The organism is Gottfriedia solisilvae, assembly GCF_002128405.1.
Lineage (GTDB): Bacteria > Bacillota > Bacilli > Bacillales > Bacillaceae_G > Gottfriedia > Gottfriedia solisilvae.
Window position 1 is genome coordinate 439,787 of sequence record NZ_NETJ01000001.1, and the last position, 23,360, is coordinate 463,146.

General features: G+C 34.7%; 21 protein-coding genes, 1 pseudogene and 1 other annotated feature. All 22 genes and pseudogenes read right to left on the bottom strand.

The genetic code is table 11. The annotated features are described in order from the left end of the window. Positions 1-34 precede the first annotated feature (34 nt). On the bottom strand, positions 35-508 hold the full coding sequence (locus CAB05_RS02120; RefSeq protein WP_087998160.1) for an NUDIX domain-containing protein: 474 nt from the start codon (positions 506-508) through the stop codon (positions 35-37). A 127-nt stretch (positions 509-635) separates the two neighbouring features. After that, on the bottom strand, positions 636-1,835 hold the full coding sequence (gene argD, locus CAB05_RS02125; RefSeq protein WP_087998161.1) for an acetylornithine transaminase: 1,200 nt from the start codon (positions 1,833-1,835) through the stop codon (positions 636-638). After that, positions 1,795-2,565: an acetylglutamate kinase gene (gene argB, locus CAB05_RS02130; protein ID WP_087998162.1), complete on the bottom strand. Its 771-nt coding sequence runs from the start codon at positions 2,563-2,565 to the stop codon at positions 1,795-1,797. Before argB ends, argD begins: the two co-directional genes overlap by 41 nt. An 11-nt stretch (positions 2,566-2,576) precedes the next feature. Continuing rightward, positions 2,577-3,797 carry a bifunctional ornithine acetyltransferase/N-acetylglutamate synthase gene (gene argJ, locus CAB05_RS02135; RefSeq protein ID WP_371870395.1) on the bottom strand — a complete coding sequence of 407 codons (1,221 nt, stop codon included), beginning with the start codon at positions 3,795-3,797 and terminating at the stop codon, positions 2,577-2,579. Positions 3,798-3,813: 16 nt separating this feature from the next. After that, entirely contained in the window at positions 3,814-4,845 is a 1,032-nt protein-coding gene (gene argC / locus CAB05_RS02140; RefSeq protein ID WP_087998164.1) for an N-acetyl-gamma-glutamyl-phosphate reductase, read from the bottom strand. Positions 4,846-5,032: 187 nt separating this feature from the next. After that, positions 5,033-6,253, bottom strand: a complete 1,221-nt coding sequence (locus CAB05_RS02145) for a phospholipase D-like domain-containing protein (RefSeq protein WP_235821343.1) — start codon at positions 6,251-6,253, stop codon at positions 5,033-5,035. Between the two features lie 87 nt (positions 6,254-6,340). Then, entirely contained in the window at positions 6,341-7,111 is a 771-nt protein-coding gene (locus tag CAB05_RS02150; RefSeq protein WP_087998165.1) for a 3-hydroxyacyl-CoA dehydrogenase, read from the bottom strand. Positions 7,112-7,129: 18 nt separating this feature from the next. Further along, a complete protein-coding gene (locus CAB05_RS02155) occupies positions 7,130-8,281 on the bottom strand; it encodes a thiolase family protein (RefSeq protein ID WP_087998166.1) in 1,152 nt (383 codons plus the stop codon). 26 nt (positions 8,282-8,307) lie between these two features. Beyond that, on the bottom strand, positions 8,308-9,456 hold the full coding sequence (locus tag CAB05_RS02160) for an acyl-CoA dehydrogenase family protein (protein ID WP_087998167.1): 1,149 nt from the start codon (positions 9,454-9,456) through the stop codon (positions 8,308-8,310). Positions 9,457-9,614: 158 nt separating this feature from the next. Then, complete coding sequence (locus tag CAB05_RS02165) at positions 9,615-10,622, bottom strand: zinc-dependent alcohol dehydrogenase family protein (protein WP_087998168.1); 1,008 nt, start codon at positions 10,620-10,622, stop codon at positions 9,615-9,617. A gap of 132 nt (positions 10,623-10,754) precedes the next feature. Beyond that, positions 10,755-11,618: a DegV family protein gene (locus CAB05_RS02170; protein ID WP_087998169.1), complete on the bottom strand. Its 864-nt coding sequence runs from the start codon at positions 11,616-11,618 to the stop codon at positions 10,755-10,757. 213 nt (positions 11,619-11,831) lie between these two features. Then, on the bottom strand, positions 11,832-12,131 hold the full coding sequence (locus CAB05_RS22565) for a DegV family protein (RefSeq protein ID WP_268876369.1): 300 nt from the start codon (positions 12,129-12,131) through the stop codon (positions 11,832-11,834). Then, a complete protein-coding gene (locus tag CAB05_RS02180) occupies positions 12,085-12,687 on the bottom strand; it encodes a DegV family protein (RefSeq protein WP_087998171.1) in 603 nt (200 codons plus the stop codon). The genes CAB05_RS22565 and CAB05_RS02180 overlap by 47 nt, the downstream gene beginning before the upstream one ends. A 292-nt stretch (positions 12,688-12,979) precedes the next feature. Beyond that, positions 12,980-13,555, bottom strand: a complete 576-nt coding sequence (leuD, locus tag CAB05_RS02185; protein WP_087998172.1) for a 3-isopropylmalate dehydratase small subunit — start codon at positions 13,553-13,555, stop codon at positions 12,980-12,982. After that, complete coding sequence (gene leuC, locus CAB05_RS02190) at positions 13,533-14,927, bottom strand: 3-isopropylmalate dehydratase large subunit (RefSeq protein WP_087998173.1); 1,395 nt, start codon at positions 14,925-14,927, stop codon at positions 13,533-13,535. Before leuC ends, leuD begins: the two co-directional genes overlap by 23 nt. Further along, on the bottom strand, positions 14,924-15,991 hold the full coding sequence (gene leuB / locus CAB05_RS02195; RefSeq protein ID WP_087998174.1) for a 3-isopropylmalate dehydrogenase: 1,068 nt from the start codon (positions 15,989-15,991) through the stop codon (positions 14,924-14,926). The genes leuC and leuB overlap by 4 nt, the downstream gene beginning before the upstream one ends. A gap of 29 nt (positions 15,992-16,020) precedes the next feature. Next, positions 16,021-17,154 (bottom strand): annotated as a pseudogene (locus tag CAB05_RS02200) (2-isopropylmalate synthase); the annotation flags it as partial. A 5-nt stretch (positions 17,155-17,159) separates the two neighbouring features. Then, the gene (ilvC, locus tag CAB05_RS02205) at positions 17,160-18,170 is read right to left on the bottom strand and encodes a ketol-acid reductoisomerase (protein ID WP_087998176.1); all 1,011 of its coding nucleotides are present in this window, start codon (positions 18,168-18,170) and stop codon (positions 17,160-17,162) included. A gap of 45 nt (positions 18,171-18,215) precedes the next feature. Further along, positions 18,216-18,731 carry an acetolactate synthase small subunit gene (gene ilvN / locus CAB05_RS02210; protein ID WP_087998177.1) on the bottom strand — a complete coding sequence of 172 codons (516 nt, stop codon included), beginning with the start codon at positions 18,729-18,731 and terminating at the stop codon, positions 18,216-18,218. After that, positions 18,731-20,434 carry an acetolactate synthase large subunit gene (gene ilvB, locus CAB05_RS02215; RefSeq protein WP_087998178.1) on the bottom strand — a complete coding sequence of 568 codons (1,704 nt, stop codon included), beginning with the start codon at positions 20,432-20,434 and terminating at the stop codon, positions 18,731-18,733. Before ilvB ends, ilvN begins: the two co-directional genes overlap by 1 nt. 76 nt (positions 20,435-20,510) lie before the next feature. Then, positions 20,511-20,746: a binding site (T-box leader), on the bottom strand. Further along, positions 20,746-22,413: a dihydroxy-acid dehydratase gene (gene ilvD / locus CAB05_RS02220; protein ID WP_087998179.1), complete on the bottom strand. Its 1,668-nt coding sequence runs from the start codon at positions 22,411-22,413 to the stop codon at positions 20,746-20,748. Its footprint overlaps the feature before it by 1 nt. A gap of 6 nt (positions 22,414-22,419) precedes the next feature. Continuing rightward, positions 22,420-23,310, bottom strand: a complete 891-nt coding sequence (gene ilvE / locus CAB05_RS02225; protein WP_087998180.1) for a branched-chain-amino-acid transaminase — start codon at positions 23,308-23,310, stop codon at positions 22,420-22,422. Positions 23,311-23,360: the final 50 nt, after the last annotated feature.

Sequence of the window (23,360 nt, forward strand, 5' to 3'; positions counted from 1 at the left end):
GTCACCTACTTACCTTCTTGATTTTGTAAATCTATTAAATTAGTTGTTCCTTTAAAGCATATTCCTCGATTAGTCGATTATTAACATATTGTCCTTTTGCATAATCAATAATTAATTCTTTGATATTTGGAAATAAAACAATATCGTTTAATTCAGATAAAGGAACCCATCGCACGCCTGATTGATTTGGGTCAGGATTAATTGGCATCGTAGGTATTGATCCCTCTTTCAAATAACATCTGAACATTAAACTTAATCCGTGAGGTTCATGTGTTCGACCTGTCATATGTGGAGCATTTTCTGATACAAAAACAAGCTCGCCTACTTCAACTTCGACGCCAGCTTCCTCGAATGCTTCTCTTTTTACAGCGTCTACGATAGTTTCACCTGGTTCAGCTCCTCCAGCAGGCAAATTAAAGTGAACCCCATCTTCGTCAGTAAACTCAATTAATAAAACTGAATCCTTTTCAATGATTAAAGCACAAGCTCTTACTCGAATATGATACATTTTCATCCCTCCAAATACAGTAGTTATTCCATTATGTTTGAATCTGGTAAAATTTTCAATATATTTTTACACAGACATAAAAAAAGGCTTGTATTGGCCTGAATGAGCCTTTACAAAGCCTTTTTATTTATATAACCTGTTCTTTATTTAGACTAAATTGAGCCATAACTTCTTTCATATAGTAAACTGCTTCGTCTATTTCCTCGTGGGAAATTGTTAAAGGCGGCAATAATCTTAGCGTGTTTGGCCCTGCTGTTCCAACAATTAGTCCCTTCGCTAATAGCTGATCGACAAGTAGACTAACATTTTGATTGCATTCGATCCCAATCATTAATCCTTTTCCACGTAATTCCTCTACAATTGGAAACTGTTCTTTGATTTCAGTTAACTTATTTTTTAAATAGTCACCTTTTTCTTTTACAGTCGCCAAAAACTCTTTTTGATTGATAATATTTACTGTCTCATATGCACTTGTCATTGCTAAATAGTTACCACCGAATGTCGATCCGTGTGACCCATATGAAAATGCAGATGCTAATTTTTTATCACCAATTAAAGCACCGACTGGAATCCCATTCCCTAATCCTTTTGCTAACGTAATGATATCAGGCTTTAATGGTGTTTGTTCATAGGCAAACATTGTCCCTGTTCTGCCAATTCCGGTTTGTACTTCATCAACAATGAGTAATAGTTCATACTTTTCACAAAGAGCTGTAATGCCTTCAAAAAAGCCTTCTTCACCAACGATTACACCACCTTCACCTTGAATGACTTCTAAAATGATTGCACCTGTATTTTCAGTTATTTCCGCTTGAAGTTCCTCTAAATCATTAAATTGTACATAACTAAATCCATTCAACATTTCTCCGTAGCCTTCGTGAATTTTTGACTGACCAGTTGCAGCCATCGAACCGAAAGTCCTTCCATGGAAGCTTTGTTTAAAGCTTATGATATGTGATTTCCCTGTATATTTTCGTGCTAATTTAATAGCAGCTTCATTTGCTTCAGTACCGCTATTACAAAAAAACGCTAGACCATTTTCAAAGGATTTACAAAGTATTTTAGCTACTTCTTCTTGTTTTTTGATTGTAAAAAGGTTTGAAACATGCCAAAGTGATTCGATTTGATTATGTAATGCACTTACTATTTTTGGGTGACAATGCCCTAAATTACAAACAGCAATTCCACTTAAAAAATCTAGATAATGTTTATTTTGATCATCAATTAAATAGGAACCATTTCCTTTTACAAAATGAATATCTTTTCTTTGGTAGGTTGGAAATAAATTACTCACTAAAAACAACTCCTTTTGTAAACACAGTTCCATTCATTGATCCATCTTCATTTAGGAAGTTTTCTCCCACAATCGCCACTGATTGCACTTCATCCAATGCGTCTAATGCACTTTGCACTTTCGGAATCATCCCATCAGTAATTGTTTTACTTTCAATTAAAGCTTGAACTTGATCTTTCGTAATCTTTTCTATACTTTTACCTTCACTATTTAAAACGCCATTTGTATTCGTTACATAGCAAAGTACTTCAGCATTTAATGCTTTTGCAATACTTTTCGCTGCTAAATCCGCATTAATATTATACTTTTGACCAATCTTATCTACACCAATTGGAGAGATGACAGGAAGATAATCATTCGTAAGTAGTAATTCTAGTAAACTTGTATTTACATTCTCTACTTCTCCAACCCAACCTAATTTTCCTTTATCATATAATGAAGCTTCTAAAAGAAGATTGTCACAACCTGAAAGCCCGATTGCAGATAAATTAAATTGATTACACATAATGACTAAATCTTTATTTGTTTTCCCATTCAACGCATATTCAACTACTTCTAAAACTTCATTTGATGTTTTACGAAGCCCGTCTTCCATCTCAACAGGAATTGAAAATTTTAATAGTAAATTATTAATTAACGGACCACCACCGTGTACAATGATTACTTTTTTACCATTTCGTTGTAGTAGATTAATATGTTCAAAGAAAGTATTTGATAAACCTTGTATTAAACTCCCACCTAGTTTGATGACAACAATCCCCATATTCTTCCTCCTTATGTTCGATAACTAGCGTTTATTTTGACATAGTCGTATGTTAAGTCGCAGCCCCATGCTGTTCCACTTGCATTACCATCATGTAAGTGAACATCTATATAGACAATTTCTGATTGTAAAGCAGCCTTGGCTTCAGCTTCATTAAACGCTACAGGTTTGCTATTATATAAAACTGTTACGCCATTTATTGAAATATCAATCTGATTATATTCCCCTTTTAGTCCACTATAACCAATTGCACCAATTATTCTTCCCCAATTTGCGTCTTCACCATAAACAGCCGTTTTAACTAAATTGGATCCTACAATTGTTTTTGCAATGATATTGGCCATTTTTGTGTTTGAAGCGCCATTTACATTTACCTCAATTAGTTTTGTTGCCCCTTCACCATCTCTAGCGATTTTTTTTGCTAAATCCTCACAAACTAGTTGAAAAGCTGCTTCAAAGTTTTCCCAATCTGAATGATCTTCTGTTAATGGAGCATGTTGGGTAGCACCATTGGCTAAAACTAGAACCATATCATTTGTAGACGTATCGCCATCTACTGTAATTTGATTAAACGTTTTATCAGTTACTTTTTTTAATAAACTTTGTAATACTTCTGAATTAATCGTTGCGTCCGTCGTAATAAACCCTAGCATAGTGGCCATGTTAGGATGAATCATTCCAGAGCCTTTTGCCGTACCAGCAATCGTAACAGTTTTCCCGTTCACAAGAACTTCATAGCAAGTATGCTTTGAGACTGTATCAGTTGTTAATATTGCATTACCAAAGTTTTCACCATCTTCAGTTTGATTACCAATTGATAGTTTTTTGATGCCATTATTCATTTTTTCCATACTTAGGAATTCTCCAATTACACCTGTTGAAGCGATCCCAACTAAATGTTCTGGTAAATCAAAATGCTCGGCGCACCATAATCTCATTTGATAAGCATCATCTTCACCTTTTTTACCAGTACATGCATTTGCACAACCACTATTCACTAGCACCGCTTGAAGTGTATTGTTATACGCAATGCTTTGTTTCGTAATAGAAATCGGAGCAGCTGGGAATAAATTTTGTGTATATACAGCAGCAACTGACGATGGTTTATCAGAATATATGACGCCTAAATCCATTCTTTTATAACGAAATCCTGCATGAACACCAGAGGCAAAAAAACCTTTTGGCGTTGTGATTGTACCGTTAATTTTTTTTATTTTTTTCTCTTTAGTTATCAATTCTACTCGCTCCTTATGGGAATATAGGCGTAAACGTTAAACCAGTTTCTTCTGGTAAACCAAGCATAATGTTCATATTTTGAATCGCCTGCCCTGCCGCTCCCTTTATTAAATTATCAATAACAGAAATTACAGTGATTCTGTTCGTTCGCTCATCAAATGCTGGATAAATATCACAAAGATTAGATCCATAAACATCCTTTGTACATGGAATTGAATCTCTTATTCTAATAAAATATGAATCTTTATACATTTCTTTATACAACTCTTGTAATTCCTCATTAGTAATCATTTCTCTTGCAGTTGAATATACGGTAGCCATTATTCCCCTAGTCATTGGGGCTAAATGGGGAGTGAACGTTATATAATTTTCTTTCGGATTGATCATTGATAAGAATTGTTCAATTTCAGGAATGTGTTGATGATCATGAATTTTATATGCTGCGAAATTATCATTTCTATTTGTAAAATGAGTAACTTCATTCGAACCTTTTCCAGCCCCTGATATGCCTGATTTCGCATCAATAATAATTGAATTTTCAACAATTAGGTTTTCCTTTAAAAGAGGAGCAATTGCTAATATTGAAGCAGTTGGATAACATCCTGGATTGGCGATAAAATTTGATGTTTTTATCTCTTCTTTATTCCATTCTGCCAACCCATATGTAAAATTAGATGTTTTAGAAAAACAAGGATGATTCGATTTATACCATTTATTGTATTTCTGCTCTTCTTTCAAGCGAAAATCACCTGAAAGATCAATAATTTTCACATTTTCATCACTTATATTCATAACAATTTCACTACTAACGCCATGTGGAGTGGCTAAAAAAATGATATGATTCTCGTTTATCGATTGATCTGCGACCCATTTCTGTATTGGCCCTTTCACGATCGATTTTAAATGAGGGTAAATATCAGATATGTCATTAGCATTACTTGTTAATGCATAAAAATTCAATCCATCTATAATAGGATGCATATTTAGCATACGAATCAATTCAAGACCACTATAACCACTTGCACCTACAATACCTACTTTCATCTTTTTTCCCCTTTGATTTAAATTTATATTTTTCATTATAATTATGAATAAATATAAAATCAATTGAATTTTTATTAATTTTAAAAAATAAAAAAGATTAACCATTTTAAATGATTAATCAATTAGTATTATTTTTATATATTCAATTATGTGATATAAAGAACATTTCAAAATAAAATTTTCATTTTTATAAATAAAACTCAACTATATTCGCTATTCGTTCCTTCATACGGTCTTTCCAGGATCTGTTATTTAGATATGCCTCAGTGATTTGGAATGATTGATTAAATTCATTTAGTAGTTTTGGTTCAACTGATTTAATAAATTCTTGATCATAAATATAACAATTTATTTCATCTGTTAAATGAAATGAGCGAGAATCAAAATTTGTCGTTCCAATCATAAGTAGAGAATTATCAATTTTCATTACCTTACCGTGGAATATGCCTGGTTTATACCCATAAACTTGAATACCTTGCTTGATTGCTTGTCTGATATATTTTATTGCTGCTTGCTCAACTAAGATCGCATCAGATTTATGGGAATATAAAATTTTGATATCTACTCCTCTTTTTGACGCTTCGAGTAAAGCATCCCAAATCACTTTATTATTTGGGATAAAGTAAGGAGAGTATATCGTAATCGATTGTTTAGCATTTTTAAATAGTTTTACATATTCTTCTTGAATGCCAAGTTTCGTATATGAAACGAATTGGTGTTCACTTTTACCGATTGTAGATGTTATATTCATTGGGCTGATTTTTTGAGGTGAGTTCCTTCTCCAATCAGTGACGAATTGATCCTCCAACCCTTTCACACCGTTACCAACAAGACGAAGCTGTACATCTTCCCAATGCTTTAGTTTCTTATTTTCACTGATATACTTCTTCCCAATATTGAAGCCACCAATATAACCGATTTCACCATCAATAATTGTCATTCTACGATGGTTTCTATGATTGATTGATGAAAAAAAGTAACTAAGTGTCGGTTCATTAAAATATGTAAAGTGGACACCATGTGCCTTTAATTCTTTTTTTTCTTTGTTGGATAATAGTAATCCACCTAATCGATCGACACCATAGTAAACTGGTATCCCTTCATCACTTTTCTCTTTTAAAATATCTAAAAATTGATGAGAGATTGCATCATTGGAAACTGAAAAAAAGTATATATGTACAGCTTGTTTTGCATTCTGAATATCTGTAAATAATTGTCTATAAAATTTTTTACCATTCGTATAAATTGATAAATCACTATTACCAATTGGATACTTTACTGGTTTGTCTACATTTATATTTTTCTTCATTGCGAAATGCATTTCAATTTCATGTAATGCCAGTAATATGATTAGTAAACTAAAAATTGTTAACAATAAAACTTTCAAAAATCTAAATAACTTTTTCATCAAATTCCTCTAATCTTTTACAGGATATAGAGTATTTTTTGAAAAAATTGGTTATATTATCCAAAGATTTTTATTTCTTTCTAATGTTTACTTCGGTTGCATTCTAATTGCACCATCTAGTCTGATTACTTCACCATTTAACATTGGATTTTCAATGATACTTTTCGCTAAATGAGCATATTCCGATGGTTTACCAAGACGCGAAGGAAATGGAACCATATTACCTAATGATTCTCTTGCTTTTTCTGGTAAAACATCAAACATTGGTGTTTCAAATATACCAGGTGCAATACTCATAACTCTTATGCCATATCTTGCTAATTCCCTAGCAATAGGTAAAGTCATACCAACAACACCTGCTTTTGATGCACTGTAAGCTGCCTGACCAATTTGTCCATCAAATGCTGCAACAGAGGCTGTATTAATAATAATACCTCTTTCACCAAATTCATTTGGCTCGTTTTGGTTCATATAATCACTTACTAATCGGATTGCATTAAATGTTCCGACTAAGTTAACATTGATGATTTTTTGAAATGAATCAAGTGCATGAATTCCCTCTTTTTTGATGACCTTTTCACCAATTACAATACCTGCACAATTTACTAATGTATTAACTGGGCCAAAATCACTTTGGATTTTCTCGATGGCTGCTCGAATACTTTCCTCTGAAGTGACGTCTGTTTTTACAAATAAAACATGATCCGCACCCAATTTTTCAATCAACTGATTTGCTCTTTCCTCAGATAAATCAAAAATAACAGCTTTACCACCATTTTCTACAATTGTTGTGACAGTTGCCTCACCTAAACCAGAAGCTCCACCAGTCACAATTGCTCGACAGTCTTGTATTTTCATTTCATTTCCTCCATTCTATTAATCTAATCTTTCAATAATTGTTGCATTTGCCATTCCGTGACCTTCACAAATTGCTTGTAGGCCAAATCTACCACCTGTTTTTTCAAGTGCATTACATAAAGTAACCATTACCCTTGCTCCACTCGCACCTAATGGATGTCCTAGTGCAATTGCGCCTCCAAACACATTTAGCTTTTCAAATGGAACATTGAATTCCTTTTGCCACACTAATGGCACTGTCGCAAATGCTTCGTTTATTTCAAATAGATCAATTTGATCGATTGTTAAACCACTTTTTTGAAGCACCTTACTTGTAGCCTGTATTGGTCCAGTTAACATTAAAGCTGGATCTGACCCTACAACAGATCTGCCAATAATTCTAAATTTAGGTTTAAGCCCTAACGCCAATGCTTTTTCTTTACTCATAAGTAATAAACCTGCAGCGCCATCACTAATTTGACTCGCGTTACCAGCAGTAATAGATCCATCTTCTTTGAATACCGGTTTTAAAGTTCCGAGTTTTTCAACTGAAGAGTTTTCTCTTGGACCTTCATCTTTCATAACTGTAACCATTTCATTTTCTTTATCTTTTACATCAACAGGAATTATTTCACTTTCAAAATAGCCTTTATTTTGTGCTTTCAAGGCTCTTTGATGACTATTAAAAGCAAATTCATCCTGTTCTTCGCGACTTACATTCCATTTCTCATTCATTCTTTCAGCAGAAATTCCTTGATTGAATACACCAAACTTCTCTTCTAATTTTTCATTCCATTTTGAACCTTTTAAATTAGAAAACATCGGTACACGAGTCATACTTTCAACACCAGCTGCGATGACGATATCCATATCACCACTTAAAATTGCTTGTGATGCAAAGTGCACCGCTTGTTGACTTGATCCACATTGACGATCAATCGTTACACCTGGAACTTCAATCGGTAGACCTGCTACTAATGATGCGACTCTCGCTATATCCCCAGCTTGTTCGCCAACTTGCGTAACGCAACCCATAATTACATCATCTATTTCTTTTTGATTAAATTCGTTTCTAGTTACAAGCTCTTTCAATACTAATGCAGCTAAATCATCAGATCTTGTTTCACTAAAAATCCCGCCTCTTTTTCCAATTGGTGTTCTCAGTGCATCAACAATCACTACTTCTCTCATCATTTTTCTCCTTTATATCGTAATGTTTAGTTTAATCCCATATTTTTTGCGATGATCGTTTTCATTATTTCATTTGTTCCAGCGTAAATAGACATAACTTGAATGTCTCTAAAACGTCTAGCAATCTCGTATTCTTCCATATAACCATATCCACCATGTAATTGTAGGCATTCTGAAGCAACTTTTTTGCCTAAATCAGTGATCCACCACTTTGCCATGGATACTTGCTTCACAATATCTTTACCTTCCATATGTTCCATAATAAGACGCTCAATAAAAGTCCGACCGATTTCAATTTCAGTTGCTAGCTCTACTAGCTTAAATTGCGTGTTTTGAAATTGTCCGATTGACTTTCCAAATGCTTTTCTATTTTTAACATACTCAGTAGTAACTTTCACCATTTCTTCGGATGAAACTAAAGCTTCTAGTGCTACAACTAAACGTTCCTGCTGTAATTTATCCATTAGATAATAAAAACCTTTGCCTTCTTCACCTAAAAGATTTTTAACTGGAACTTTTGCATCTTGGAAAATTAATTCTGCAGTGTCTTGACTATGAAGTCCTACTTTATTTAATTTTTTACCTCTTGAAAATCCAATAGTATCCTTTTCGACTACTAGTAAGCTGATTCCTTTATATGCAGGCTGAATTGAAGTATCTGTTTTTACTGCAATAATAACTAAATCCGAATGAATCCCATTTGTGATAAATGTTTTTTCACCATTAACTATATAGTGATCACCTTGTTTAATGGCAGTCGTTTTTATATTAGCTAAGTCAGATCCAGCTCCTGGTTCTGTCATCGCTATTGCAGTTATATATTCCCCTGAAATACATTTTGGAAGCCATTCCTTTTTTTGTTGGTCTTTACCATACGCGTCGATATAAGGAACAACAATATCATTATGAAGAGAAACGCCAACTAAACTTGATCCGACCTTTTCCAGTTCTTCGATAATGATTACGGAGTAGCCAAAGTCAGTGTTTAAACCACCATATTCTTCATCAATATATGGACAAAGGAAACCTTCATTACCTAATTTTAGCCAGAATTCCCTTGGGACTATCCGATTTGCTTCCCACTCTTCGTAATATGGTACCGCTTCTTTTTGTAAAAATTTTCTAAGAGACGTGCGAAAGATTTCATGCTCTCTTGTTAAGTAAAATTGTTTCATAAATAGCCTCCTATTCAAAAGTAAAAGTAAAACGCTTACATTACACAAAATACTAAATATTACAAATTCTAAATTTGTTAATATCTTATGACTGAGTATTCATTTAATGAATGTACTATAAAAAAAGAACTGAAAATGATTCAGTTCTTTTTTTAAATTTATAAAGAGAACTCAATAGCAATTTTACCAAATTGATGACCTTCACCCATATGTATTAAAGCTTTCTGTAAATCCGAGAAAGAATATACGGAGTCAATTACTGGTTTTATATTATGTTTTTCAAAAAATGCTAACATCTGTTCAAATTCTCTTGGACTCCCCATTGTTGTGCCTCTAATATCCATATTTTTAAAGAATATTTTAGGCAACACAGTATTGGGTACAACACCGTTCGTTGCACCATAACTTACAATTCTTCCACCTTGAGCTGTGACATCAATTAATCGATTAAAAGATTCGCCACCTACACCATCAATTGTTAAATTTACCATTCCTATTTCTTTTCTTAATTTTTTGAACCAATCTTGATCCTTATAATTAAATCCCGCTACTGCGCCAAGTTTTTTTGCTTTTTCGATTTTCTCATCACTACTAGAGGTTATAATCACTTTCGCTCCAAGTGAAGATGCAATTTGTAAAGCATATAATGCCACACCACTACCGATTCCCGGGATTAAAACTGTATCTGTTTCTGTTAATCCACCCCGTGTAAATAATGCACGATAAGCCGTTAAAGCTGCAAGAGGAATAGCTGCCGCTTCAGACCAACTCAAATAACTTGGTTTTTTCTTCACATTTTCTTTATGTACAATAATGAATTCTGCAAATGTTCCATTTTGAGGCATTCCAAGCACATTAAATTGCTCTGAACAAATATCATCTCGTTCACCCCAATTTAGACTTGGATTTATAATGACTTCATCACCCACAGATAGTTCATTTACTTCTTCGCCAACTTCGACAATTTCTCCTGCTCCATCAGAACCTAAAATTGAAGGTAAGCTCATACCAGGATACATGCCATGTGTAATAAAAAAGTCTCGTCTATTTAAAGAAGCTGCTTTAACTTTAATACAAACTTCATTTGGTTTGATTGTTCCTAGATCAAAATCTTCTAATTTTAATGACTCTGGACCATTCGTCTCTCTCAATACGTATGCTTTCAATACAATCACTCCTATGAGTTTTATTTTTTATTAATCAACTATATTTCAAAATTAAACCAAAACAGGCCAATAAAAAAAGATGATAAAGAATTAGTTTTCTTTACCATCTTATCAAATAGTTGGACGAAAGTTTCATGCAAAGTCTTTATTTAAGAAAAAAACGGCAAGGGTTCCAGGCCCTGCATGTGCACCCACTGTTGCGCCAATTGTTGTAATGACAAATTCCTCGCAACCATAACGTTGATTAATCATATCCTTCAACAAGTTTGCACCTTCAATATTATTACCGTGAGTAATCCCGATTAATTGATTTTGCAGATCACTGCCTCTTTCTTCCATAATTGAGACAAGTCGTTCCATTGCTTTTTTTGTACCTCTTGCTTTTTCAATCGGTGTTAGGATTCCGTCTTTTAAATGTAAAATCGGTTTAATATTTAAAAGGCCACCTATAAATCCTTGAAACTTACTAACACGACCACCTCTTACAAAATATTGAAGATCTTCAACTGTTACAATATGTTCCATATGTCTAGAAGCCATTATTGCATAATCAATAATCGCATGTTTTGTTGCATTTTCTTGAGCCATTTTTGCAACCTCAATCACGACCAAACCTTGACCTAATGCACCACACTTTGTATCGATAATATCAATATCCCATTCTGGATATTCTTCTAACAATTCATTTTTTACTAACACCATTGATTGATGGGTTCCTGATAGTTCAGAAGTTAAAGATAGATGTACTACTGGAATATTTAATTTTGCATACTTTTCAAAAGTTGTACGAATTGATTCATATGACGGTAACGAGGTTTTAAAAACTTTTCCTTCTTTCATATCATTTAAAAGCTTCTCCGGTTCTAATGTCACACCGTCAAAGTATTCATTACCCTCTTCATCAAATACTCTAATGGGAATGACATCGATGTCATATCGCTCGTAAAGCTCTTTCGTTAAATCCGCAGCACTATCAGTAATAATCTTTACTTTCATTATAGAACCCCTTTAACATATTATTTATACCTTATATTATTACATGGTACTAAAAGTGTTGCAAACTTATTTTGGTTTTAATTTAATTCATCTATTTACGGTAATTGAAATTTCTAATTTCGTCATAAAAAAATGCTCAAATATAGAATGAGCATTGGTTACAGTAAATGAAATTTTAAAACAGAATTTAGTATTTTAAAAATTAGTAAAATACTATTTTGATAAAAAGAATATCCCTAAAGCACTTGGGCCAGTATGTACCCCGACTGCAGAGCCTACTGAATTGATCATTAGCTTCTGGTTACCGATTGTTTTCTGTAATTGTTCTATAAAATTTAATACTAACTCATCCTGATCTCCATAAACAATACCGACGGCTTCATCTTGCTGGTCACTTTTTCGAAGTTTCATAATTTCAATGATTCGATTAAGTGCTTTTTTCCGTCCACGTACTTTTTCTAACGGTTTAAATTTCCCTTCTGCTACTTCCATGATTGGGTTTATATTTAACATTCCACCAAAGAAACCAGCAAACTTTCCAATTCTTCCGCCTCTTATTAGGTACTGCAAATCCTTCTAATGTGAAAACATGATTTATTTTTTGAATCTTTTCATGTAATTTTTGAATGAGTTCATCGAGGGTATCTCCATTGTGAATATTTTTTAGCAAATCAACTACTAAAACCCCGATTCCTAATGAAACCGATCGGGTATCAATTATTTCTATTATTGCATTTGGATACTTTTCTAGAATATCTAATTTTACTAACTGGGCAAAATTATAAGTTCCTGATAAATCACTAGAACAAGCTAAATAGAAAGTTGCATTCCCATCTTTACAATTTCGAATCAAAGCATCGTATATTGCATCATAAGAGGGTAATGAAGACGTAAAGCGCTCTCCATTTTTCATTCGCGATAATAGTTCCGTAGGATTTAAAGTGATCCGATCAGTATACTCCTTTTCCAATTCATCGTAGATTCTCAGTGGAATGACTGCAATATCATTTTGTTGTGCCAATTCATCTGGTAAATCTGCCGAACTATCAACAATAACATGAATGTTCATTGTAAACTCCTCTCATTAAAACATTAATTTTATTAAACTATTATTTACTTTTTAAGAATGTCTTACATATTACACTACCTAAGTAATCATCAACTAAATATGAAAATATATCATCATAATTCTTTTCAGATGTAGGATAATCCTTCTTTTTACATTCTATTAAAGTAATTTGTAAATTTGCTCCTCATACCATTTAACATAAAAAATATTTTCCAAATCCCCCTCCTGTTACTTAAATAAAACGGTAAAAAAAAGACAAAACACTTTCCTAAGAAAATGTTTTGCCTTTAACTTATACTCTTACTGATTCATATTGTTCAATTTTATCTTCATATTGCATTGTAATGGCAATATCATCTAATCCATTAAGTAATTTATCTTTCCAAACGGAATCAATTGTAAATTCATAGTCCCCAAATGGCGTTTTTACTAGCTGATGTTCTAGGTCAATTTCAATTTCTTGGTCACCTTTTAGTGTGACTAGTTTTTGACGAATTGTATCTTCTAATACAATTGGAAGCATGCCATTTTTAATACAATTATTATAAAAAATATCTGCAAAGCTTCCAGCAATAACAATGGTAAAACCGTAATCATGCAAAGCCCAAGGTGCGTGTTCCCTAGAAGATCCACAACCGAAGTTATGTCCACTAATTAATATGGTAGCATTCTTTCTTTCTTCATTATTTAATACAAATGATTGATTAGGACTACGATCGTCATGATATCGCCATTCGTCAAACAAGAATTCTCCAAATCCTGTCCGCTCAATTCGCTTTAAGTATTGTTTTGGGATAATTTGGTCAGTATCGATATTATCTAACATTATTGATACAGTGCTTCCTTTATGCGTACGTAACGGTTTCATTTGTTTGCTCCTTTCGAATGTCGATAAAATGACCATGTACTGCCGCTGCTGCAGCCATTACTGGACTAACTAAGTGTGTTCTAGCACCTTTTCCTTGTCTTCCTTCAAAATTACGATTCGATGTAGAAGCACAGTGCTCTCCTGCAGGTACTTGGTCTGGATTCATTGCTAAACACATGGAACAACCAGCTTCTCTCCACTCAAATCCTGCTTCAATAAAGATTGTATGCAAACCTTGCTTCATTGCTGCGTTTCGTACTTGTTTAGATCCAGGTACGACAAGAGCTCGGACGTTTGAATTAACCTTTTTACCTTTAATATAAGCAGCCGCTTCTTCTAAATCTGATAATCTTGAATTTGTACAAGAACCAATAAAGACATGTTGTACTGGAATCTCTTTTGGTGTAATTTCAGGTTGTAAGCCCATATATTCATATGCTCTTTCATCATTTTCATCTTTAATTGTAGGAAGAGCTTCATCAATTCTTACACCCATACCAGGATTTGTTCCCCATGTTACATAAGGTGCAAGAGTGGATACATCAACAAAGATTTCTTTATCAAAATTTGCGCCTTTGTCAGTATATAGTTTTTTCCATTCAACTAATCTTTCATTATATGAATTAACTGTATACCTTCTATCTTTTAAATACTCAAATGTCTTTTGATCTGGTGCAACAAGTCCTGCCTTCGCTCCACCTTCAATTGCCATGTTACATATTGTCATTCTCTCTTCCATTGACATATTGGAAATTGTTTCTCCATAAAACTCAATTACATGCCCTGTTCCCATTGATACACCGTAAGTAGCTAATAAGTGTAAGATGATGTCTTTCGCGTAAACACCTTTTGGAAGATTCCCTTCTAAGCAAACACCCATCGATTTAGGTTTAACTTGCCATAAAGTTTGGGTAGCTAAAACATGCTCTACTTCACTAGTACCAATACCAAAAGCAAGTGCGCCAAATGCACCATGGGTTGAAGTATGGCTATCACCACATACAATTGTTTTTCCTGGCTGTGTTAATCCAAGCTCAGGGCCAATTACGTGGACAATTCCTTGCTCTTCATCAGTAATATCTGCTAAAGGAATATTAAATTCTTGGCAATTATTACGCAATGTATCCATTTGCTGCTTTGCGATCATATCAGTTATGACTAATTGATTTTCTGTTGGGACATTATGATCCATCGTTGCAAATGTTAAATCAGGTCTTCTAACTTTACGGTTTGATAATCTTAACCCTTCGAATGCTTGGGGAGAAGTTACTTCATGTACTAAATGTAAATCGATATAAAGGAGTTGTGGTTTTCCTTCATCTCCAGTAACGATATGCTGTTCCCATAGCTTATCAAATAACGTCTTTTTCATCGGTTAACTCCTCCTACTGCAAATGCTTCAATGTATGAATTAACATGCTTTGTAAATTCAGTTGTAGTTGTATCTCCGCCTAAATCACTAGTCAAATAGCCATTATTAAAAGTTTTTACAATTGCTGATTCAATAGATTTTGATTCTTCATGTAAGTTAAAATCACGTAACATCATAGATACAGATTTTAACATTGCAATCGGATTCGCCTTATTTAATCCGGCAATATCTGGAGCTGATCCGTGGATTGGCTCATATAACGAAGGACCGTTTCCTGAACGACTTGCTGATGGTAGCATTCCTAAGGAACCAGTAATCATCGACGCTTCATCACTTAAAATATCACCAAATAAATTTTCAGTAACAATCACATCGAAACGCCTTGGATTACGTATGATTTCCATTGCTGCGGCATCTACTAAAACGTGTTCAACTTCGACTTCTGGGTGTTTTTTATTCATCTCATTGACAATTTTTCGCCAAAGTTTACTAGATTCTAAAACATTTGCCTTATCTACAGATGTTAATTTTCCTTTTCTAGTTTTTGCTAAACTAAAAGCATACTCTACGATTCTTTCAATTTCTTCTCTTGAGTAAGATAACGTATCAGTCGCCTCATTTTCAGTATGAAAACGTGGTTCTGAAAAATAAATTCCACCTGTTAACTCACGTACGACTACAAAGCTTACATCCTTTACTCGATCCGACTTTAAAGGCGAATAATTAATCAGCTCGTCATACACATCTACTGGACGAATGTTTGCAAATAAGTTTAGTTCTTTTCTTAAACGAAGTAATCCACTTTCAGGGCGTTCAACTCCATGATCCCATTTAGGGCCGCCGACAGCTGCAAGTAGTACAGCGTCTGCAGCTAGGCAATTTTGTAATGTTTCATTCGGTAATGCAGTTCCTGTTTCATCAATTGCATGACCACCAAATAAATTATGAGAAAATGTAAATTGATGATAAAAAATTTCTGCAATTGTATTTAACACCTCAATTGCTGAAGCCATAATTTCTGGACCTATTCCATCACCTTCAAGACACGCAATGTTTACATTCATTTTAAAACCTCCTTATCGCTCCATTTACTAATAATCCTCATTAAATCTTCATCGGTAATGTCTTTCTTTTTATCTGTTAATGCTTTAAATTGAATGAATGCTTCGTTAATAATCTCAGTGGAAAATTCGTATCCAAGACCATTTAATCGATCAGTAAATGCATGACGACCCGAATGTTTTCCTAATACTAATGAATTTGTTGAAAGTCCTATAAGAGCTGGTGGGATAATTTCATAGGTTGTTGGTTCTTTTAATACGCCATCTTGATGAATGCCTGATTCATGTGCAAATGCATTAGAACCAACAATTGCTTTATTTTTCTGGACAACCATACCAGTTAGACGACTAACAAGTTCACTTGTTTTCGTAATTTCATGTAAACGTAAATTGGTATTTTTTCGATATACATCTTCTCGAATATGTAGCGCGACTGCAATTTCTTCTAATGCAGCATTTCCTGCTCTTTCTCCAATTCCGTTTACAGTACATTCTACTTGTTCAACGCCAGCCTGTATTGCAGCTAGAGAGTTTGCAACTGCCATACCAAGATCGTCATGACAATGACATGAGAAGATTGCTTTGTCATATGAAGGTACATTTTCTTGTAAAAATTTAAATAAATCGTAGTATTCAGACGGATTGATATATCCCACCGTATCTGGAATATTGATTACATCTGCACCTGCCTGAATTGCTGTTTCAACAAATTCAGCAAGAAAAGCGCGATCACTACGACAGGCATCCTCTGCGGAAATTTGTACTTTTGGAAAGAAAGATTTTGCAAGTTGGACACAATGTTTAGCAGTCTCCAAAACTTCGCTTCTAGTTAAATTCAATTTATGTTTCATATGAATATCACTTGTCGCTAGGAAAATATGAAGTCTTGGTTCTGCAGCCTTTTTTAGGGCATCCCATGCTGTTCGAATATCGGAATCCTTAGCTCGAGAAAGGCTTGAGATGGAGACAGATCGAATCTGTCTCGCAATCTCTTGTACTCCTAAAAAATCACCTTCCGATGAAGCAGCAAAACCAGCCTCAATGATATCAACACCTAAAGCCTCGAGCTGTCTCGCAATTTCGAGCTTTTCAAATCGATTTAAATTAACCCCAGGAGATTGTTCGCCATCACGTAATGTTGTATCAAGAAACTGAATTTTACTCATAATAGTTATTTCACCTCGACTTTTTCTTTTCTTTGGATAAATGGCATCATTGCACGTAATTTTTCGCCCACTTCTTCTAATTGATGATGCTTTTCGCTTTCATTCACTTTATTAAATACTGGTCTACCATTTTTATTTTCATTAATCCATCCTTTTGCAAATGTTCCATCTTGGATTTCTGCAAGAATGTCTTTCATTGCTGCTTTTGACTCATCCGCTACTACTCTTGGTCCAGAAACAAAGTCACCCCACTGTGCTGTATCTGAGATTGAGTAACGCATATAGCTCATTCCGCCTTCGTACATTAAGTCAACAATTAGTTTTAATTCATGTAAACACTCGAAATATGCAACCTCTGGCTGATATCCTGCTTCAACTAATGTTTCAAATCCAGATTTTACAAGCGACGTTACACCACCACAAAGAACTGCTTGTTCACCGAAAAGGTCTGTTTCTGTTTCTTCTTTAAATGTCGTTTCTAATACACCCGCTCTAGTTGATCCAATGCCATCAGCATAAGAAAGTGCAACTTCTTTTGCTTCTCCAGTTACATCTTGATAAACAGCAAATAATGCTGGAACTGCTGCACCGTCAACAAAAGTGCGTCGTACTAAATGTCCAGGTCCTTTAGGAGCAACTAGGAATACATCTACATCTGCTGGTGGGACAATTTGATCAAAATGTACGTTGAACCCATGGGCAAAAGCTAATGCATTACCACTTTGTAGATATGGAGCAATTTCATTTTCATAGACTGCTGGTTGATGCTCATCTGGTAATAAAACCATTACTACATCAGCTACTTTTGCAGCCTCTGAAACTGTCGTAACATGTAAACCGTCATTTACTGCAGCATCCCAAGACTTTCCAGGTCTACAACCAACTACTACTTTATGTCCATTTTCATGTAAATTTAATGCATGCGCATGACCTTGTGATCCATATCCAATTACTGCAACTGTTTTACCTACTAATACGTTTTGTTTTACATCCTCACCATAATAAACTTTAGCCATTTTCCATTACCTCCAAATAATTTTTTAGTTTTTTAATTTTTATTTTTAATAAGAGAGTAGCTTTTGAGCATGCTCCTTATGTTTAGCAGATCTAGTAAATGCTGTAACACCAGTTCGGGCGATTTCCTTCACCTCAAACGGTCTTAATAGCTCAATTAATGCTTCAACTTTTTCAGAATTCCCTGTAACTTGAACAACAATTTGATCTCGACTCACATCAATAACTGAGGCGCGAAACGGTTCAATTAAGCTATAAATCTCGTTTCTTGTATTAGCATTTGTACTGACTTTAATTAATGCTAATTCTCTAGCAATCACTGAATCTTCAGTTATATCAGCTACTTTTATCACATCAATTTGCTTATGAAGCTGCTTAATTAACTGTTCGACTTGCTGTAAATCTTCAACATGTACAACAAATGTAATTCTTGAAATATGATCTTGCTCTGTATGACCTACAGAAATGCTTTCAATATTAAATCTTCTTCGTGATATAACACCTGTAATACGATTTAAAACACCACTGTTGTTTAGAACAGTTGAAGTAATAACACGTTTCATTATTTCACCCCTTCCATCTCATGAATCCCTTTACCTGGTGGAACCATCGGTGTAACAATTTCTCCTTGATGGATTCGACAATCAATTAAAACCGGACCATCGTATTCGATCGCTTCTTTTAATTGTGTTTCCAATAAATCAGGCTTCGTAATTGTGATTCCTTTAATTCCATATGCCTCGGCAAGTTTCGCAAAATCAGGTTGACAGTCAATTAGAGAACTAGAGAAGCGTTCATTATAAAAGGCAGATTGCCACTGTCTAACCATACCTAGTGCAGCATTATTTAGAATTAGGACTTTCACTGGTAAATTGTGTTCCTTCATAATACTTAGCTCTTGCAATGTCATTTGAAATCCAGCATCACCAACAATGGCAACAACCAATTCTTCTGGGTGGGCGAATTGTGCACCAATCGCTGCTGGTAATCCAAATCCCATGGTTCCAAGACCACCTGATGTAATCCATTTATGAGGTTTTTCTAATGGGTAATATTGTGCTGCCCACATTTGATGTTGACCTACATCCGTTGAAATGATTGCATTTCCGTTTGTCATTTTGTGTAAGTGTGATAAGACAGTTTGCGGTTTGATTAATTCATCACTCTCTTCAAAATGGTAAGGAAATGCTTCTTTTCTATTTTTTAGTAAGTTCAACCAATCACTATGATTCTCTTTGCCACCTTTTTGCTTCAATAAAACCTTCAAGACCTCTTTCGCACAACCTACAATTGGGATGTTAGTATGGATTACTTTATTGATTTCAGCAGGATCTATATCAATATGGGCAACTACCGCATTTTTGGCAAAATGATCTAAATTCCCAGTTAAACGGTCATCAAATCTAGCTCCAATATTGATGAGTAAGTCACTTTCATACATTGCCATATTTGCTGTATACGTTCCGTGCATTCCACCCATCCCTAAAAATAACTCTTCATTCGCTGGGTATCCGCCAAGTCCAAGTAATGTATGAACGACTGGTAGATTATATTTTTTTATGAATTCAGTAAATTCTTTCGATGCATCAGCATGTAAAACTCCTGCTCCAGCTAAAACGACTGGTTTTTCTGCCACTTCAATTGCTTGTAGTAATTTTGTAATTTGAATAAAATTCGGCTCGTATGTTGGCTGATATCCTGGTAAATTGACTTCAACTTTTTCTTTCATTGAGCCTAACTCAACCATCATGTTTTTTGGTAAGTCAACAACGACTGGACCAGTTCTTCCTGTTGAAGCGATATGAAATGCTTCTTTTACGATTTGAGGTATATCTTCAACATTTCTAATTTGATAATTATGTTTTGTAACTGGCATTGTTATACCAATTACATCTGCTTCTTGAAAGGCATCAGTACCGATTACACTTGTTGCAACTTGACCAGTAAATACGACTAGCGGTAAAGAATCCATCATCGCATCTGCTAATCCTGTTACGACATTCGTTGCTCCAGGACCACTAGTTGCAATCACCACTCCAACTCGACCACTTACTCTTGCAAATCCTTCAGCTGCATGAATTGCACCTTGTTCATGTCTTGCTAATATATGCACAATGTCAGCGTCATAAAGTGCATCATATAAAGGTAAAACTGCCCCTCCCGGATAACCAAAAATTAGTTCCACATTTTCTTCTTTAAGAGCTTGAATTAATAAATTTGCACCGGAAATTTGTTTCGGTAGAGTTTTCATCGAATGATGACTCATTTTCTTTTTCCCCTCCTATTTTTACCTCTGTTTTTTCCAATAAAAAAAAGCCATGACTCCACACTTCAGCAGATGCTGAAGGGGCGAAAGACTTTTCGCGGTACCACCCTTCTTCTTAGGTTAAAAAACCTAACTTTGGGATTTTGGATAACCAAAATCTGGCGATAACGTTGCCAACGTCCAGACTTACTTAAAAATATTTCAGTCTGGCACTCAAGAGTGAGTTTCATTAGACAAGGTCATCGGTTCTCACCAGCCACCGACTCTCTGAAGATCCTTGACATAACTACTTTTCTCTTTCATTGCTTTCATTATATTTTTAAAATTCCACCTGTATTAGCGGAAGTAACAAGCTTTGCATATCTTGCTAAATATCCCGTTTTAACTTTTGGTTCTGGGAGGATGAATGAATTCTTTCTTTCATCTAATTCTTCACTTGAAACCGATAAAGTAATACTTCTTGATAATAAATCGATGATGATTTCATCGCCGTCTTTAACATAAGCAATTGGACCACCTTCTGCTGCTTCCGGTGAAATATGACCAATTGCAATTCCTCGTGTTGCGCCTGAAAATCTTCCATCAGTAATTAATGCTACACTTGTGCCAAGTCCTCTTCCTACAATTGATGAAGTCGGAGCAAGCATTTCTGGCATTCCTGGACCACCTTTTGGTCCTTCATATCGAATAACGACTACATGACCTTCTTTTACTAGACCTTGATCAATTGCATCAACCGCTTCATCATGAGAATCGAAACAAATCGCTTCTCCAATAAAAACTTGAATTGAAGGATCGACGCCACCAACCTTTATAACTGATCCATCTGGTGCTAAATTTCCATGTAAGATTGATAATCCACCATTTTGACTATATGGATTTTCCTTTTTTCGGATAACTTCACTATTTAAAATGAAAGCATCTTCTACATTTTCAAATAATGATTTACCTGTGATTGTGATTCTTTCACTATGAATCGCACCAGGTATTGTCGTTAACTCTTTGATAATTGCTGGTACACCGCCAGCTAAGTGAACATCATGCATTGAGTAATGCGATGCTGGACTTATTTTTGATAAATACGGTACTCTCCTAGCAACCTCATTAATATCCTTCATGTCGTACTCAATGCCAGCTTCGTTCGCGATTGCCATTAAATGAAGTACTGTGTTAGTTGAACCACCCATTGCCATATCTAAAGCGAAAGCATCATCAATCGCTTCTTTTGTAATAATATCTCTTGGTTTTATATCATTTTTAACACAATCCATTAAATGAACTGCTGCTTCTCGAATTAAATCATGTCGTTCTTCACTAGTTGCTAGAATCGTTCCATTGTATGGGAGCGCTACACCAAGCATTTCCATAATGCAATTCATTGAATTTGCAGTGAACATTCCAGAACATGAACCACATGTAGGACATGCAGACTTTTCAATATCCAATAATTCTTCTACACTCATTTTTCCAGATTTAAATGCACCAACGCCTTCAAATACTGAAGCAAGTGATAATGCTTTACCATCTTTTGATAAGCCACCAGCCATTGGGCCACCTGATACGAAAACTGCTGGTACATTCGTACGAACAGCTGCCATTAACATACCTGGTGTAATTTTATCGCAGTTTGGCATATAAAATACGCCATCGAACCAATGTGCATTAATGACTGTTTCAGCAGCATCTGCTATAATTTCACGACTTGGTAGAGAATATCTCATTCCGATATGTCCCATCGCGATGCCATCATCAACGCCAATTGTATTAAACTCAAACGGTACTCCACCAGCGTCCCTAATGGCCTTCTTTACTACATCTGCCATTTCTCTTAAATGAATATGACCTGGTACAATATCAATATATGAATTACAGATTGCTATAAATGGTTTATGAAAATCTTCTTCCTTCACACCAGCAGCTAACAGTAAGCTTCTATGTGGTGCTCGATCAATACCTTTTTTTATCATGTCACTTCGCAAATTGTATCACCCTTGTTTTACGTAAATTTTTTCTCCATCTTCTACTACTAATTGACGAAATGCTTTTAATAAACGATTTGTATGTTCTCCGGGTTTACCAGTTCCAATCACTCGACCATCAACTTTAGAAACAGCAATTACTTCAGCCGCTGTACCTGTTAAAAAGACTTCATCGGCTACATAAACATCATGTCTTGTAAATAACTTTTCTTCAACGATAAAACCTAATGTTTCACCTAATTCCATGATGGCATTTCTAGTAATTCCTTCTAATGCTCCTGCTGAGCTTGGTGGTGTCACTAGCTTATTTCCTTTGATAATAAATACATTATCTCCAGAACCTTCAGCTACATAACCTTGATCATTTAACATAAGTGCTTCTTGCACCCCTGCTAGTTTAGCTTCAATTTTTACTAATATATTATTTAAGTAGTTTAATGATTTAATTTGAGGATTTAATACATCACTTCTATTTCTTCTAGTAGGGACTGTTACAATATCAATCCCATTTTTATATAGTTCATCCGGGAACAATGCTAATTGTTCTGCGATTACGACTATATTTGGTTTTGGACAAGAGGCAGGATCTAAACCGAGGTTTCCCTCTCCTCTAGAAACGACGAGTCGAATATATCCACTATGTAAATGATTACGATTAACTGTTTCAACAATAATCTCAGTTAACTCTTCAATAGAATACGGGATTGTTAGCAAAATAGATTTTGCAGATTCGTATAATCGAACTAAATGCTCTCTTAAACGAAATACATTTCCTTCATAAACTCGTATTCCTTCAAATACTCCATCTCCATATAGATACCCGTGATCATATACAGATACTTTTGCTTCATGTTTTTGTACAAACTCACCGTTTAAATAAATCTGTTGGGCTGTCACGTTAAATCCTCCTAAAGTAGAGTTAAAATTATTAGTACTTACTTTATGCC

Bases quoted from the DNA above. Each gene is read 5' to 3' on its own strand.
- CAB05_RS02180 (WP_087998171.1), bottom strand. From the start codon at position 12,687: ATGAACATTCATGTTATTGTTGATAGTTCGGCAGATTTACCAGATGAA.
- ilvN (WP_087998177.1), bottom strand. From the start codon at position 18,731: ATGAAACGTGTTATTACTTCAACTGTTCTAAACAACAGTGGTGTTTTA.
- CAB05_RS02160 (WP_087998167.1), bottom strand. From the start codon at position 9,456: ATGAAACAATTTTACTTAACAAGAGAGCATGAAATCTTTCGCACGTCT.
- CAB05_RS02170 (WP_087998169.1), bottom strand. From the start codon at position 11,618: ATGAAAGTAAAGATTATTACTGATAGTGCTGCGGATTTAACGAAAGAG.
- CAB05_RS02155 (WP_087998166.1), bottom strand. From the start codon at position 8,281: ATGAGAGAAGTAGTGATTGTTGATGCACTGAGAACACCAATTGGAAAA.
- CAB05_RS02120 (WP_087998160.1), bottom strand. From the start codon at position 508: ATGTATCATATTCGAGTAAGAGCTTGTGCTTTAATCATTGAAAAGGAT.
- argC (WP_087998164.1), bottom strand. From the start codon at position 4,845: ATGAAAGTAGGTATTGTAGGTGCAAGTGGTTATAGTGGTCTTGAATTG.
- argB (WP_087998162.1), bottom strand. From the start codon at position 2,565: ATGGGGATTGTTGTCATCAAACTAGGTGGGAGTTTAATACAAGGTTTA.
- ilvC (WP_087998176.1), bottom strand. From the start codon at position 18,170: ATGGCTAAAGTTTATTATGGTGAGGATGTAAAACAAAACGTATTAGTA.
- CAB05_RS02145 (WP_235821343.1), bottom strand. From the start codon at position 6,253: ATGAAAAAGTTATTTAGATTTTTGAAAGTTTTATTGTTAACAATTTTT.
- leuC (WP_087998173.1), bottom strand. From the start codon at position 14,927: ATGAAAAAGACGTTATTTGATAAGCTATGGGAACAGCATATCGTTACT.
- ilvB (WP_087998178.1), bottom strand. From the start codon at position 20,434: ATGAGTCATCATTCGATGAAAACTCTACCGAAACAAATTTCCGGTGCA.
- leuB (WP_087998174.1), bottom strand. From the start codon at position 15,991: ATGAATGTAAACATTGCGTGTCTTGAAGGTGATGGAATAGGTCCAGAA.
- leuD (WP_087998172.1), bottom strand. From the start codon at position 13,555: ATGAAACCGTTACGTACGCATAAAGGAAGCACTGTATCAATAATGTTA.
- argD (WP_087998161.1), bottom strand. From the start codon at position 1,835: ATGGAACTGTGTTTACAAAAGGAGTTGTTTTTAGTGAGTAATTTATTT.
- CAB05_RS02150 (WP_087998165.1), bottom strand. From the start codon at position 7,111: ATGAAAATACAAGACTGTCGAGCAATTGTGACTGGTGGAGCTTCTGGT.
- CAB05_RS22565 (WP_268876369.1), bottom strand. From the start codon at position 12,131: ATGTTAAATATAAACCCAATCATGGAAGTAGCAGAAGGGAAATTTAAA.